Here is a 12,286-nt window from a genome sequence, read left to right on the forward strand (position 1 = left end):
CTGCCCGATACCGTATTCAACGGTATTCCACAATTTGGACCATCAGGTAAATTTAGGTCGCTCTTGACTTCGAGAAGGATGCTTGAATGCGGGTCGTTATTTACCACAACCCTTCCTGCGGCACGTCGCGCAAAGTCCTCGCCGCGCTGCGCGAGGCCGGGCACGAGCCCGAGGTCGTCGAATATCTCAAGACGCCGCCGGATCGAAAGACCTTGCAAGGGCTGCTGAAACGCATGGGCAAGAGCGTGCGCGATATTCTCCGCAAGCGCGGAACGCCTTATGAGGAGCTTGGCCTCGATAATCCTGCCGTGTCGGAGGACGAGATTTTTGCCGCGATCGAGAAAAATCCGATCCTCATCGAGCGGCCGATTGTCCTCTTCGGCGAGAAGGCGGCGCTCTGCCGTCCGGCGGAGACGGTGCAGGAGCTGATCGGGTAAGCCAAGGATCGTTAAGGGCCGTTAGGGTTAAGAAAGTCTTTCGCTCTCTCCCTCCCGAGGAGCCGCTAAGGTGACGTAGGCGTCTTTTCGTCAGATTCCGACGAGGCCGCCTTTCGTTTCACTTTGGGCCACTCGTGATTTGAGAGGATGAATTGATGGAAGAGCGGCGGACATCTTTGCGACGGCGCACTTTGCTGGGAGGGCGGATCGAGTTTTTCGAGCGATCGACATTCGACTGCGTCGTCCGCAACCTCAGCGAGGGGGGCGCGCGCGTGCAGTGCGACCAACAGATTGCGCTCCCGGATGTCTTCGATCTTGTGATCGACAAGTCCGAAGAGCGGCGCACGGCGCGCGCCGTATGGCGGCAGGAGCGCGATATCGGCCTGCGCTTCTTCGCCAATGTCGTGACATTGCGGCCGGGAAGGGTTTGACGCCATTTCCGTTTGAACAGCTCGCACTGGCGCTTGTCATTCCCGGGGGGCAAAAGCCCGACCGGGAATCCAGAGCCGCAAAAGCGCTGGGGAACCCGTCATTGCGAGCGAAGCGAAGCAATCCAGGGCGGCGATGCGGCCCTGGATTGCTTCGTCGGCTCCGCCTCCTCGCAATGACGGCGGTGATTTCCTTCCTATGTGTCCAAACTGCAGCGCGTCCGGCGATGACGCCGAACTAATCGAGCGGATCTCGTATGAGCGCTTCGGCGCTCAAAGGAAAAGGCCCGGCGACGTCTCGCCGGGCCTCAGTTTGTTGACAAACCTCCGAGGCGGCCCCGTCCTTCGAGACGCGAGCTTCGCTCGCTCCTCAGGATGAGGCCTAAGTGTTTGGGGTAGAAGCAGAAGCCCCTCATGCTGAGGAGCCTGCGCAGCAGGCGTCTCGAAGCGCGAGGGGCGTCACCGCCACTTTCTCAGAACTCTGAGGCCCGGCGAGAATCTCGCCGGGCCTTTTTATTTTAGACCGGGTTGGGCGAGAGCCCGCCGACATCCGGCTCCGGCTTCTGCCCGGTCGTGGGCACAGCGGAGCCGCGCGGGGGCTGCGGCGTCGGGGCGCTCGTGTCCTCGCGCACCGGGCGCTTGCCGGTGAGCAGACCCTTCATCTCCTCGCCCGTCAGCGTCTCGAACTCCAAGAGGCCATTGGCCAGCATGTCGAGCTGCGCGCGCTTCTCGGTCATGATCTGCGTCGCCTTGTCATACGCCTCCTGCACCAGACGCCGCACTTCCGCGTCGATCGTCTGCTGCGTCTGCTCCGACAGGCTCTGCTGGCGCCCGAGCGAATAGCCCAGGAACTGCTCCTGCTGCGGCTCGGCGTAAGCCACCGTGCCGAGCTTATCGGAGAAGCCGAGCTGGGTGATCATGGCGCGCGCCACTCGCGTGCACTGCTGAATGTCCGAGGCCGCGCCCGACGTCACCTTGCCGTGGCCGAACACCAGCTCCTCCGCCACGCGGCCGCCCATGGCGATAGCCAGCATCGCTGTGAGCTGCTCGAAGGTCTGCGAGACCTGGTCGCGCTCGGGGAGGCCCTGCACCATGCCGAGGGCACGGCCGCGGGGAATGATCGTGGCCTTGTGGATCGGCATCGCGCCGGGAACCGTGAGCTGCACCAGCGCATGGCCGCCCTCGTGATAGGCCGTGAGCTTCTTCTCCTCCTCGGTCATGGAGAGCGTGCGGCGTTCCGCGCCCATCATGATCTTGTCGCGCGCGTCCTCGAACTCCTGGTTCGTGACGATGCGCTTCGAGCGCCGCGCCGCAAGCAGCGCCGCCTCGTTGACGAGGTTCATGAGATCGGCGCCCGAGAAGCCCGGCGTGCCGCGCGCCACGACCTTGAGGTCGACGTCCGGCGCCAGCGGCACCTTGCGGGCGTGGACCTTGAGGATCTTCTCGCGGCCGATGAAGTCCGGGTTCGGCACCTGGATCTGGCGGTCGAAGCGGCCGGGACGCATCAGCGCCGGGTCGAGAACGTCCGGGCGGTTGGTCGCGGCGATGAGGATGATGCCCTCATTGGCCTCGAACCCGTCCATCTCGACGAGCAACTGGTTCAAGGTCTGCTCGCGTTCGTCATTGCCGCCGCCAAGACCGGCGCCGCGATGGCGGCCGACCGCGTCGATTTCGTCGACAAAGATGATGCAGGGCGCGTTTTTCTTGGCCTGCTCGAACATGTCGCGCACGCGGCTCGCGCCGACGCCGACGAACATTTCGACGAAGTCGGAGCCCGAGATCGAGAAGAACGGCACGCCCGCCTCGCCGGCGATGGCGCGGGCGAGCAGCGTCTTACCGGTGCCGGGCGGGCCGACGAGCAGCACGCCGCGCGGAATACGCCCGCCGAGCCGCTGGAACTTGCCCGGATCGCGCAGAAACTCGACGATTTCCTGCAAATCTTCCTTGGCCTCGTCGACGCCCGCGACGTCCTCGAAGGTGACGCGGCCCTGAGACTCGGTGAGGAGCTTCGCCTTCGACTTGCCGAAGCCCATGGCCCGGCCGGCGCCGCCTTGCATCTGGCGGGAGAGGAATATCCACACGCCCAGGAAGGCGACCAGCGGCAGCGCGTTCAACAGCAGCGTCATCAACCAGCTCGAGCCATCGGATAGCGGCTTGGCGCTGATCGAGACATTATGCTGCTGAAGGCGCGGAATGATGTTGGCTTCGTTCGGGATATAGGTCGTGAAGGGCCGATTGTCGTTGAAATGGCCCGCGACCTCGTTCCCGGCGATGGTCACGTCATGAACGCGGCCCTGATCGATCTGCGTCAGCAGCTCGCTGAAGGAGATGTCCCGGACCGGCGTGCGCTGGCCGGGCTGCTGAAACAGCATGACGAGCGCCACCACCAGCAGGCCGATGATGGCCCACAAGGCGAGGTTCCTGAAGTTTGCGTTCATTTGGTTATCCGTGACGGGAGCGCCTCGCGCGGGTGGATTCCCCCGAGAGGGACGCGCTTCCCAAGTTCGAATTAATCTAGGCGCGCCCATGTTTCTTGCCAAGGGAGGCCCCGTAAAGGTCGAGCGTCTTTACGGTTCCGGCCTAGGCGGAACGCCTGGGCGGCGCCGGCCGCAAGGTGACGTTGTTACCGTCCGATTCGATCAGAAGATCGGCGATGGTGAGCCGAAGTGGCGCCTTTTCGCGAAGCGCCCGGGAGAGCCGATCGGCCGCCCGCTCCAGCCTGTCGAGGCGGAGTTGCGCCTGCGGCGCAAGCCTTGCGATCTCGCGCGCCAGGAGGCGTTGCAGGATGTCGAGCGGCAGCTCCGCCAGCACGGCCGCGTCGAAACGGCCAGAAATCGGGGCGGTTTCCGTCAGCGCACGCTCATAAGCGGCGGCGGCGCAGGAGGCGAGCGCGGCCTCGGCGCGGGCGGCGCGTTCGCCCAGGCGCAGAAGCGCCTCTCGATCGAGCCCCTGTTCCGCAAGCAGCGGCATGAGCTTGCGCAGCCGGGCGCGGGCGTAGGCGTCGTTGGCGTTCGAGGGATCGGAGAAGAAGCGATGGCCCGCGTTTTGGCAGATCTCGACCAGCTCGGACTTGGTGAAGCCCAGAAGCGGACGCAGAAGCGGGGCGCCATGCGCGCTCGATTGCGGCGCCATCCCCGCCAGTCCCGAGACGCCCGAGCCGCGCGTCAGGCGAAACAAAATCGTTTCCGCCTGGTCGTCGGCGTGATGCGCCGTCACAATGGCGCCGGCGCTGACGGTCTTGGCGCAATCGGCGAGCAGGGCGTAGCGCGCGGCTCTGGCGCGCTCCTGAATGCGGGTCTGGGGCTTTTCGCCCTCCCAGCTCAAGAGATGATGCGCAAAGCCGAGAGTCCGGGCCCATTCGCCAACCTGTTGAGCTTCCGCGCGGGCGTCGGCGCGCAGGCCGTGGTCGACTGTCGCCACCGCAATCTCATGGGACGCGCGCTCCGGCCATTGCGCGCAAAGCAGCATCAGCGCGATGGAATCCGGCCCTCCGGAAACGGCGAGCAGCAGCCTCTCATAGGGCGCCAGCAGCGCGAAGGCGCCGGCAGCTTTATCCAAGGTCAAGGGCGGCCGCGCGTCAGCATTGCAGCTTCTTGCTTTCCCGCTGCGCCGCGTCTCGAATGCGCGGCGCCGAGCCCGGATATTTCATGCCGATCTCGCCGAAGGAGGCGCAAGCCTGTTCCTTCGCGCCCATGGCGCCGAGCGATTGGCCGAGCCGCAGCAGGGCGTCCGGCGCCTGCGCCGATTGCCCGTATTTCTGTGAAATCTCGAGATATTTCTCGGCCGCCTCACGATGGCGCCCGCGCAGGAAGAAGCTCTCCCCGAGATTGAAGGTCGCCGCAGGGGCGAATTTGCTCTTGGGGTTTTTGGAGAGAAAAGATTCCAGCGATTTCTCAGCCGCCTCGAACTTGCCCGCCTTCAGCGTCGCCACAGCCTCTTCATATTCCTCCTTGGGGCCGGGTGGGGCGGCCGGGGGAGCGGGCGCGATTTCGGGCAAGGTAGAGGGCTGGTCGCCGACAAGGCGGCCATGGGCGATGTCGAGCGGCTGCCCGGCTTCACGCACCGGCGGCGCGGCGCTGACCGAGCCCGCCACGGTCTTTGGCGGATTGGCGAGGGGCGCGGAAGGCGTGGTCGTCCCGAGCGGCTTGGGCGCGCCGGGCGCGGTAGGCTCGACGGCCGGATCGAAAGCGTCGCCGCGGCGCATGCCTGTCGTCGCCGGGCTAGGGGCCCCCGCGACGGGCGGGAGCGCGGCGGCGGGATGCGCCGCGGCCGGGTCGGCGGGACGCGGCGCGGCCTCCTTGGCGGCGCGTAGTTGCTCCTCCAGCAATTGCACCTTGTGCTGCAGCTCTTCGTTCTGGCCGGTCAGGCGGCGAATGTCGCGTTCGAGCCGATCGACGCGCGTCACCAGCGCGCCTGGCTCGGCGGCGCCATTGTCGATCTCGCCGGGCGGCAGGTCGATGTCGGCGGGCGGGCGGTTGTAGCCCTGCGCAAGGGTCAGATCGGACTCCGGCCGCGCCGGCCCATAGGGATCATAGGCGCGCGCGGCGCCCGCGCTGAGAAAGAGGACGGCGAAAAGGGCGATGCGAGAGATCATGGGCGAGATATGGGGGTGAAACGGCCGCGCTGAAAGCCGGCGGAGCTGGCTTTCTGGCGCCGCATCATAGACCCTCTTTGGGCGTAATTGCGGCGGGCGTTGCCGTTGTTCGAGCGTAAGCTAATCTGGCGCCATGAGGCTTATGAAACAGAACGTCGGCGGCCGTCGCCGCTTCGCCTTTTCTCCGCCATGCGCGGCGGCGGCGTTCTGCGTCGTTTTTCTTGTGCCGCGCGCCTGGGCGCTCTCGCCTGCCCCAGAATCCGGGGCCTGCTCGCTCGAAAACGCGACGCCCGCAACCGTCGCTTTGGTCGACGAGGACTTCGACCTTCTCCTCGACGACGGCCGCCGCGCCGCGCTCGCGGGCCTCGAATTCCCGGGGCCGCCCGCCAAGGACGTCCGCGCGCGTCGCGCCGCGGCGCATAAGCGGCTATCAGAATGGCTCACCGGCAAAGACATCTTTCTCGGCGCCTTCGCCGGCGCGGCGGATCGCTGGGGCCGCTTTCCAGCCCGGGTCTTCGCCGCGAGCGGGGCAGGGGCCGAGGCGCCGCTCGTCTCGGTCGGGGCGGCGCTGCTGGAGGAGGGCCTCGCGCGTTTCCGGCCCGATCCGCCCGCCGCGCCCTGCGCCCAGGCTTATCTTACGGCCGAGGCCCCGGCGCGCGACGCATCGCGGGGTCTTTGGGCCGATCCGGAGATGCGCCCGATCGACGCCGGCGCCAAAGAGAGCGGCGCGGCGTTGCTGCACCGCAAGGGAATGGCGATCGTCGAGGGCAAAATCCACGGCGTCGGCCAAAGCGCTGGCGCTATCTATTTGAATTTCAGTAAAAAACGGTTCGACGATTTCTCGGTCGTGATTTCGCGGCGCGATTTGGCTATTCTTGCCGCATCGGGAATCGAACCCCCAAAGCTGATCGGGCGGCGGGCGCGCGTGCGAGGACTTATTGAGACAGGCTTTGGGCCGCGTATGGCGATTTCAACGCCCGCCGAGATCGAAATCCTTGACGCGACGCCGTGACCTCCTGAGGCGGGCGGCCCTGGCCGTCGCTTGCGCGGTCGCGCTCGCCAATTGCGCCGAGCTCGAGCGACAGGGCCAGCTCTTCGGGCCCACGCCGACCCCGCCCACGCGGCCGGCGCTCTCCAAGACGGATAACCGCTCCTCGGTCCAGCACAAGGAGTTGCTCGCGCAATTTGGCGGCGAATATCAGGCCGTCGCCGCCGAACATTATCTCAACGATATTCTCGTCAAGCTCGCCCAGGCCAGCGAAACGCCCGGTCAGACCGCCTATAAGGTGACGATCCTCAACACGCCGGTCGTCAACGCCTTCGCGCTGCCCTCGGGCAATCTCTATGTCACGCGCGGGCTCCTGGCCCTTGCCGGCGACGCTTCCGAGGCGGCGGCGGTCATGGCGCATGAAATCGGCCATGTCACGCTGCGCCACAGCGCGCTGCGCGCCGAAAAGGAGCGCGAGGCGGCGCTGATCTCACAGGCGGCGACCGTGATCCAGAGCCGGCAAAAGGGCGAGGAAGAGCGCTCGAAGCAGCGCCTGTCGGTGGCGAGCTTCTCCCGCCAGCAGGAGATCGACGCCGACGAAACCGGCGTCAGGGTGATCGCCCGGGCGGGCTTCGACCCTTACGGCGCGGCGCGCTTCCTGACGGCGCTCGGCCGCTCGTCCGAGCTGCGCGCGGCGCTTTACGGGAAGCGGAAAGATTCCGGCTTCGACATCACTTCGACCCACCCTTCCACCCCCGAGCGCGTGACGCGCGCCATTACAGTCGCCCGACAGATCGGCGCGCCGGGCATCGGGAACCGCGACCGGGCCGGCTATCTCGCGGCGATCAACGGCGTGGCTTTCGGCGACGATCCGATGGAGGGCTTCGTCCGCGACCGGAAATTCACCCATCCGCGCCTGCGCTTCGCCTTTGCGGCGCCCGAGGGCTTCCTGCTGGAGAATTCCAGCGAGGCGGTCTTTGGCGTTCGGCAGGCCGATAATGAGGCGCTGCGGCTCGACACGGTCAGAAATCCGCCGTCAGAAAGTCTCGAAGCCTATGTGGCGTCCGGCTGGGTGGATGGTCTGCTGCCGTCCAGCGTGCGGAAGATCGACGTCAACGGCCTGCCGGCGGTCACCGCCGTGGCGCGCGCCGGGGAATGGAACTTCCGCCTCGCCGTGATCCAATCCGGCGATTACCTCTACCGCCTGATATTCGCCGCCAGGGCTCTCACTGATCAGGCGGAGAAGGAATTCATGGACTCGATTGCGACTTTCCGGCGGATCACGCCGGAGGAGGCGCGCGAGGCGCATGGGCTCAAGCTCTCCATCGTCACGGCCGGGACCGCGGATACGGCGGAAAGCCTTGCGGCGCGGATGACGACGCCCAACCGCCCGCTCGAATATTTCAGATTGCTCAATGGTTTGGACGAAAGCGAGCCGGTTGTGGCCGGAGAACGTTACAAAATCGTAACGGAGTGATCGCCGCTCCTGGGGGAACAGGACCGGGGCGCCGCGTGTTGAACGCCTAGAGTTGTTCAAAATGCGCGGATATCTCGCGAAATGATGCCCGAGAGATAGCGCGCTGTGGAGATTTGACCATGGCGTATCTTCCCGGTCTTGGCAGAGAACTTATGAAGGCGGCGGCGGACGCCCCATTCCTCGAAAGGGAAGAGGAGAGGGGGCTCGCGGTCGCCTGGCGCGACCATGGGGACCCCGTGGCGCTGCACAAGCTCACAGCCGCCCATATGCGGCTGGTTATCGCCATTTCGGCGAAATTCCGCCATTACGGCCTGCCGATCGCCGATCTGGTGCAGGAAGGCCATGTCGGGCTTCTCGAAGCGGCCGCCCGTTTCGCGCCGGAGCGCGACGTGCGCTTCTCGACCTACGCCACATGGTGGATCCGCGCCTCGATCCAGGACTATGTCCTGCGCAACTGGTCGATCGTGCGCGGCGGCACGAGCTCGACGCAGAAGGCGCTCTTCTTCAACCTGCGCCGCCTGCGCGCTCGCTTGTCGCGGGAGCCGGGAGCCGCCACGGCGGGCGACGCCTATGAGAGCATCGCCGAGACGCTGGGCGTGTCGGTCGCCGATGTCGAGATGATGGACTCGCGTCTCTCCGGCTCCGACGTGTCGCTCAATGCGCAGCTCGTCGACGACGAGTCGGCGGGCTCCGCTCAACGCATGGATTTCCTCGTCGACGACGCGCCGCTCCCCGACGAGGTGGTGGAGCAGACGCTCGACTCGGACCGCCGCGCCCGCTGGCTGCGCGATGCGCTCGCGATCCTCTCGGAGCGTGAGCTGCGGATCGTGCAGGAGCGCCGTCTGACCGAAAATCTCGTGACCCTCGAAACGCTCGGCGACAAGCTGGGCATTTCGAAGGAGCGCGTGCGCCAGATCGAAAGCCGCGCCCTGACGAAGCTGCGCCGCGCGCTCTCGCGGCTGAAGGACGACGATGCGCCGGAGGATGCGGCCTCGCCGATGGCCTAGCGCGCGAGCGATGAGAAATCCCATCCCCGGTTGGGCTTTCGCCCAGCCGGGGATGGTTGTTTGCGCGTCAATGCGGGAAGGCGAAGAGGCGCCAGACGGCGATGGACGTGGTCGCCGCGGCGAGAAGGGCGAGCGCCAGGGCGACTTTGACCAGGAGCGGAAGGAGCTGGCTTTCGCCGATGACGTGGACGCCTTCCACACGCCGGATGCTCCGACCATAGCGATCGGCTGCTACTGGGCGCCGGTAGGAATCATTAATCGAAAGACTGAAACGAGACATGGCTTAATTTCCCAGGTTTGACCAAGAGCGGCTCGCTTCCGTCTCGAAAAGAGACAAGGGAGCGCCGCTGATGGCTGGGCTTCAAGCCGTGTGCCGTCTCATATGGGACCCGCTTTGATTGGTTCCTTGTCATTCCCGACGCCCGCAAAGCGAGCCATCGGAATTACCGCCGTCATTGCGAGGAGGCGGAGCCGACGAAGCAATCCAGCGCCGCATCGCTGCTCTGGATTGCTTCGCTTCGCTCGCAATGACGGCTCTGAGCAAAACCAGCGCTCTTATGGCTCTGGGTTCCCGGTCGGGCTTTCAGCCCGCCGGGAATGACACGTCCCCAAGCGAGCTACTCAAACGGAAGTGGCGTCAGGCGATGATATCGGGGGTGAGCTGGTCCTCGAGGAAGGCGATGCGGTCGCGCAGAACCAGCTTGCGCTTCTTGAGCCGCTGAATTTGCAACTGGTCGGGCGGGCCTACGGCGATCAGCGCGTCGATTGCCGCCTCGAGGTCATGGTGTTCGAGGCGCAGGCGCTCGATTTCGGCGCGGATCGCGTCCTGCTCCGCCTTGCTGGCATTGTCATTCATCGCCGCAACACTCGCCCCGCAAAGCGTCTAGAATCGTGCGGATTATCGCGCCGCACACAAGGGGCGTTCAAGAAGAAAACGCTCTAGGCCGAGGCAAAGCCATAGGCCTCGCGCATCTCGCCGATCTGCGCGATTTTGGCGCGCAGCAACGACCAGTCGTCGCGCTCGGCGATCGCCGCCCAGATCGACTCGACCTCGTCGATGAGCATGGCGCAGGGGGCCGCGCGGCGGAAATAAGGATGGTCGAGGCGCGCGTCGGCCGTCGCCTCATGTTCGACGAAAGCCGCGCGGACGGGCGAGAATTCCGGCGCGTCATAGAAGGCGGCGGAGGGGCTCGCCTTGGCGCGCTCGCTGCTCGCGAGACCGCCGCGCCAATCGAAGAATGTTTGCTCGAATGGCGCGCGGGACGCCATCAGAAAATCGGTGAAGGCCTTCGCCAGCCGGGCGTCGGCGTCTTCTCCCGCGGGAGCGAGCGCCAGGCGGCGTAGCAGGATGGCGCGAAACTCCTTCTGGATAGCGCCCGCGAAACTATCGAGCGTGCGTTGGGCGAACTCCAGCCTGGTCAGATGCAGCAGGCATTCGGCGAGGCGCGCAAGATTCCAGCTCAGCGCCGAGGGCTGCCGGCCGAAGGAATAGAGGCCGCTTTCGTCGAAATAAGCGGCGGTGAATTGCGGATCGTAACTCGGGGCGAAGCGCCAGGGTCCGTAGTCGAAGCTCTCGCCGGTGACGTTGATATTGTCGGAATTGAGCACGCCATGGACGAAACCCGCCGACATATAACCGGCGCCGAGCTTCGCGACGCGCGCGACAACGGTCTCGAAAAAGGCGCGCGCCTTGGCCTGGCCGGAAAGGTCGGCGAGCGCCGGGAAGTAATGGGCGCAGACGTAATCCAGCAGCCGATCGATCGCGCCTTTGTCATCATGATAGGCGAGCCGCTGGAAAGTGCCGATGCGGATGTGCGAATGCGAGAGCCGCACGAGCACGCTCGAACGGGTCGGCGAGGGCTCGTCGCCGCGCTGGAGCGCCTCACCCGTTTCGATGAGGCTGAAGGTTTTGGAGGTGTCGACGCCGAGCGCTTCGAGCATTTCGGTCGCCAGAATTTCGCGCACGCCGCCCTTGAGCGTGAGGCGCCCGTCGCCGCGCCGCGACCAGGGAGTCTGGCCGCTGCCCTTGGTGCCAAGATCGAGCAGGCGCCGGTCCGCAACGTCGCGCAACTGCGCGAAGAGGAAGCCGCGTCCGTCGCCGAGCTCGGTGTTGTAAACGCGGAATTGATGACCGTGGTAGCGCAGCGCGAGCGGCTGCGCCAAGCTGCCGGGCAGGGGCTCGAAACGGCCGAAATGCCCGATCCATTCGTCGTCGGTCAGCCCGTCGAGGCCGACGCGCGCGGCCCAGCGCTGATTACGGAAGCGCAGGATCGTCTGCGGGAAGTTGGCGGCGTCGACGCGGTCGAAAAAGGGATCGCCCAGGCTCTCGTGCAGGGCTTCGGGGCGGTAGGCGGCTGTGACGGGCATTTGTGGGTCTCTTCTGGGGCGCGTGCGCTCAGCGAGCAAGGCTTGCGCCATAACACGGACCGCGCGCCTTCAGGCGCGCTCTGACAAAGCGCCGGTAACGCCCCACATGCTTCGAGACGCCTGCCGCGCAGGCTCCTCGGCATGAGGAGCTTCTGCAACTTCGCCAAACACTTAGGCCTCATCCTGAGGAGCGAGCGACGCTCGCGTCTCGAAGGACGAGGCCGCTTCGGAGGTTTGTCAATATCTGCGGGCGCTTTGATGCGCGCCTGAAGGCGCGCGGTCCAAGTCCGGATTACGGCGTCACATCCTCTCCGTCACCGCCGTCTCTTCGATCTGCGGCGTGCGGCGCGCCGTCGACGCAATCATCGGCAGAATGTCCTCCACACGCTCGGCCACAGCGTAGCGCACGTCATATCCTTCGCGGATGAATCCCGCATTGTGCATATGGGCGAAGAGCGTCAGCAGCGGCCGCCAGAAACCCGCGATGTCGGCGATCACGAGCGGCTTGGTGTGGCGCCCGAGCTGAATCCAGGTGAGCTGCTCGGTGAGCTCCTCGAGCGTCCCGACGCCGCCGGGCAACGCCACGAAGGCGTCGGACTTTTCGAACATCAGCCGCTTTCGCGTATGCATGTCGTCGACGACGATCAGCTCCGTCATGCCCTGCAGGGCGATCTCGCGTTCGTCGAGGAAGCCCGGGATGATGCCGGTCACGCGGCCGCCGGCGTTCAGCGTCGAGCGCGCCACCACGCCCATCAGGCCGCAGGAGCCGCCGCCGAAGACGAGCCCAATGCCGGCTCTGGCGAGCGTGCGCCCGAAAGTTTCCGCAGCGACGGCGTAGCGCGGGTCGTCCCCCTCAGCAGAGCCGCAGTAGACGCATATGTTTTTGATTTTCTGCATAACTCTCTTCCGTCAACTGGCGCCTTCGCCTCGCCCGTCAAGCGGGGTGCGCGAAGAGGCTAAAGGTCTTATATGACGCCCAGGCCTCGCC

Annotated in this window: 12 protein-coding genes; 5 read left to right on the forward strand and 7 right to left on the reverse strand. The window is 65.8% G+C overall.

Features of this window, described 5'->3' with window-relative positions; all coding sequences use genetic code 11:
- The first annotated feature begins 86 nt into the window (after nucleotides 1-86).
- Nucleotides 87-437, forward strand: coding sequence for an arsenate reductase (glutaredoxin) (gene arsC, locus QNA11_RS03805; RefSeq protein WP_281927932.1), 351 nt, complete (start codon nucleotides 87-89; stop codon nucleotides 435-437).
- Between the two features lie 155 nt (nucleotides 438-592).
- Nucleotides 593-868 carry a PilZ domain-containing protein gene (locus QNA11_RS03810; RefSeq protein ID WP_283482017.1) on the forward strand — a complete coding sequence of 92 codons (276 nt, stop codon included), beginning with the start codon at nucleotides 593-595 and terminating at the stop codon, nucleotides 866-868.
- Nucleotides 869-1,383: 515 nt separating this feature from the next.
- Here QNA11_RS03810 and ftsH read toward each other — a convergent pair.
- The 3 genes from ftsH to ybgF all read right to left on the reverse strand — a co-directional run bounded on the left by ftsH (nucleotide 1,384) and on the right by ybgF (nucleotide 5,459).
- Nucleotides 1,384-3,303 (reverse strand): ATP-dependent zinc metalloprotease FtsH, encoded by a 1,920-nt coding sequence (ftsH, locus tag QNA11_RS03815; protein ID WP_283482018.1) that lies wholly within the window; start codon nucleotides 3,301-3,303, stop codon nucleotides 1,384-1,386.
- A gap of 142 nt (nucleotides 3,304-3,445) precedes the next feature.
- On the reverse strand, nucleotides 3,446-4,429 hold the full coding sequence (gene tilS, locus QNA11_RS03820; RefSeq protein WP_283482019.1) for a tRNA lysidine(34) synthetase TilS: 984 nt from the start codon (nucleotides 4,427-4,429) through the stop codon (nucleotides 3,446-3,448).
- A gap of 13 nt (nucleotides 4,430-4,442) precedes the next feature.
- Nucleotides 4,443-5,459: a tol-pal system protein YbgF gene (ybgF, locus tag QNA11_RS03825; protein WP_283482020.1), complete on the reverse strand. Its 1,017-nt coding sequence runs from the start codon at nucleotides 5,457-5,459 to the stop codon at nucleotides 4,443-4,445.
- A 142-nt stretch (nucleotides 5,460-5,601) separates the two neighbouring features.
- On the opposite strand from ybgF, the gene QNA11_RS03830 reads away from it, so the two are divergent.
- From QNA11_RS03830 to QNA11_RS03840, 3 genes are all read left to right on the forward strand, one after another.
- A complete protein-coding gene (locus QNA11_RS03830) occupies nucleotides 5,602-6,471 on the forward strand; it encodes a thermonuclease family protein (protein ID WP_283482021.1) in 870 nt (289 codons plus the stop codon).
- Nucleotides 6,455-7,924 carry a M48 family metalloprotease gene (locus tag QNA11_RS03835; RefSeq protein ID WP_283482022.1) on the forward strand — a complete coding sequence of 490 codons (1,470 nt, stop codon included), beginning with the start codon at nucleotides 6,455-6,457 and terminating at the stop codon, nucleotides 7,922-7,924. Before QNA11_RS03830 ends, QNA11_RS03835 begins: the two co-directional genes overlap by 17 nt.
- A 119-nt stretch (nucleotides 7,925-8,043) precedes the next feature.
- Entirely contained in the window at nucleotides 8,044-8,931 is an 888-nt protein-coding gene (locus QNA11_RS03840; protein ID WP_202071929.1) for an RNA polymerase factor sigma-32, read from the forward strand.
- A 67-nt stretch (nucleotides 8,932-8,998) separates the two neighbouring features.
- Here QNA11_RS03840 and QNA11_RS03845 read toward each other — a convergent pair whose 3' ends face one another.
- From QNA11_RS03845 to QNA11_RS03860, 4 genes are all read right to left on the reverse strand, one after another.
- Nucleotides 8,999-9,211 carry a hypothetical protein gene (locus tag QNA11_RS03845; RefSeq protein ID WP_202071928.1) on the reverse strand — a complete coding sequence of 71 codons (213 nt, stop codon included), beginning with the start codon at nucleotides 9,209-9,211 and terminating at the stop codon, nucleotides 8,999-9,001.
- Between the two features lie 357 nt (nucleotides 9,212-9,568).
- The gene (locus QNA11_RS03850) at nucleotides 9,569-9,787 is read right to left on the reverse strand and encodes a YdcH family protein (protein WP_202071927.1); all 219 of its coding nucleotides are present in this window, start codon (nucleotides 9,785-9,787) and stop codon (nucleotides 9,569-9,571) included.
- Nucleotides 9,788-9,870: 83 nt separating this feature from the next.
- Nucleotides 9,871-11,298 (reverse strand): protein adenylyltransferase SelO, encoded by a 1,428-nt coding sequence (locus QNA11_RS03855; protein WP_283482023.1) that lies wholly within the window; start codon nucleotides 11,296-11,298, stop codon nucleotides 9,871-9,873.
- Nucleotides 11,299-11,598: 300 nt separating this feature from the next.
- Entirely contained in the window at nucleotides 11,599-12,195 is a 597-nt protein-coding gene (locus tag QNA11_RS03860) for an LOG family protein (RefSeq protein WP_202071925.1), read from the reverse strand.
- Between the last annotated feature and the right edge of the window lie 91 nt (nucleotides 12,196-12,286).

The sequence above is a fragment of the Methylocystis sp. JR02 genome (genome assembly GCF_030063565.1).
Taxonomy (GTDB): domain Bacteria; phylum Pseudomonadota; class Alphaproteobacteria; order Rhizobiales; family Beijerinckiaceae; genus Methylocystis; species Methylocystis iwaonis.

Bases quoted from the DNA above. Each gene is read 5' to 3' on its own strand.
- arsC (WP_281927932.1), top strand. From the start codon at position 87: ATGCGGGTCGTTATTTACCACAACCCTTCCTGCGGCACGTCGCGCAAA.
- QNA11_RS03810 (WP_283482017.1), top strand. From the start codon at position 593: ATGGAAGAGCGGCGGACATCTTTGCGACGGCGCACTTTGCTGGGAGGG.
- ftsH (WP_283482018.1), bottom strand. From the start codon at position 3,303: ATGAACGCAAACTTCAGGAACCTCGCCTTGTGGGCCATCATCGGCCTG.
- ybgF (WP_283482020.1), bottom strand. From the start codon at position 5,459: ATGATCTCTCGCATCGCCCTTTTCGCCGTCCTCTTTCTCAGCGCGGGC.
- QNA11_RS03830 (WP_283482021.1), top strand. From the start codon at position 5,602: ATGAAACAGAACGTCGGCGGCCGTCGCCGCTTCGCCTTTTCTCCGCCA.
- QNA11_RS03840 (WP_202071929.1), top strand. From the start codon at position 8,044: ATGGCGTATCTTCCCGGTCTTGGCAGAGAACTTATGAAGGCGGCGGCG.
- QNA11_RS03845 (WP_202071928.1), bottom strand. From the start codon at position 9,211: ATGTCTCGTTTCAGTCTTTCGATTAATGATTCCTACCGGCGCCCAGTA.
- QNA11_RS03850 (WP_202071927.1), bottom strand. From the start codon at position 9,787: ATGAATGACAATGCCAGCAAGGCGGAGCAGGACGCGATCCGCGCCGAA.
- QNA11_RS03855 (WP_283482023.1), bottom strand. From the start codon at position 11,298: ATGCCCGTCACAGCCGCCTACCGCCCCGAAGCCCTGCACGAGAGCCTG.
- QNA11_RS03860 (WP_202071925.1), bottom strand. From the start codon at position 12,195: ATGCAGAAAATCAAAAACATATGCGTCTACTGCGGCTCTGCTGAGGGG.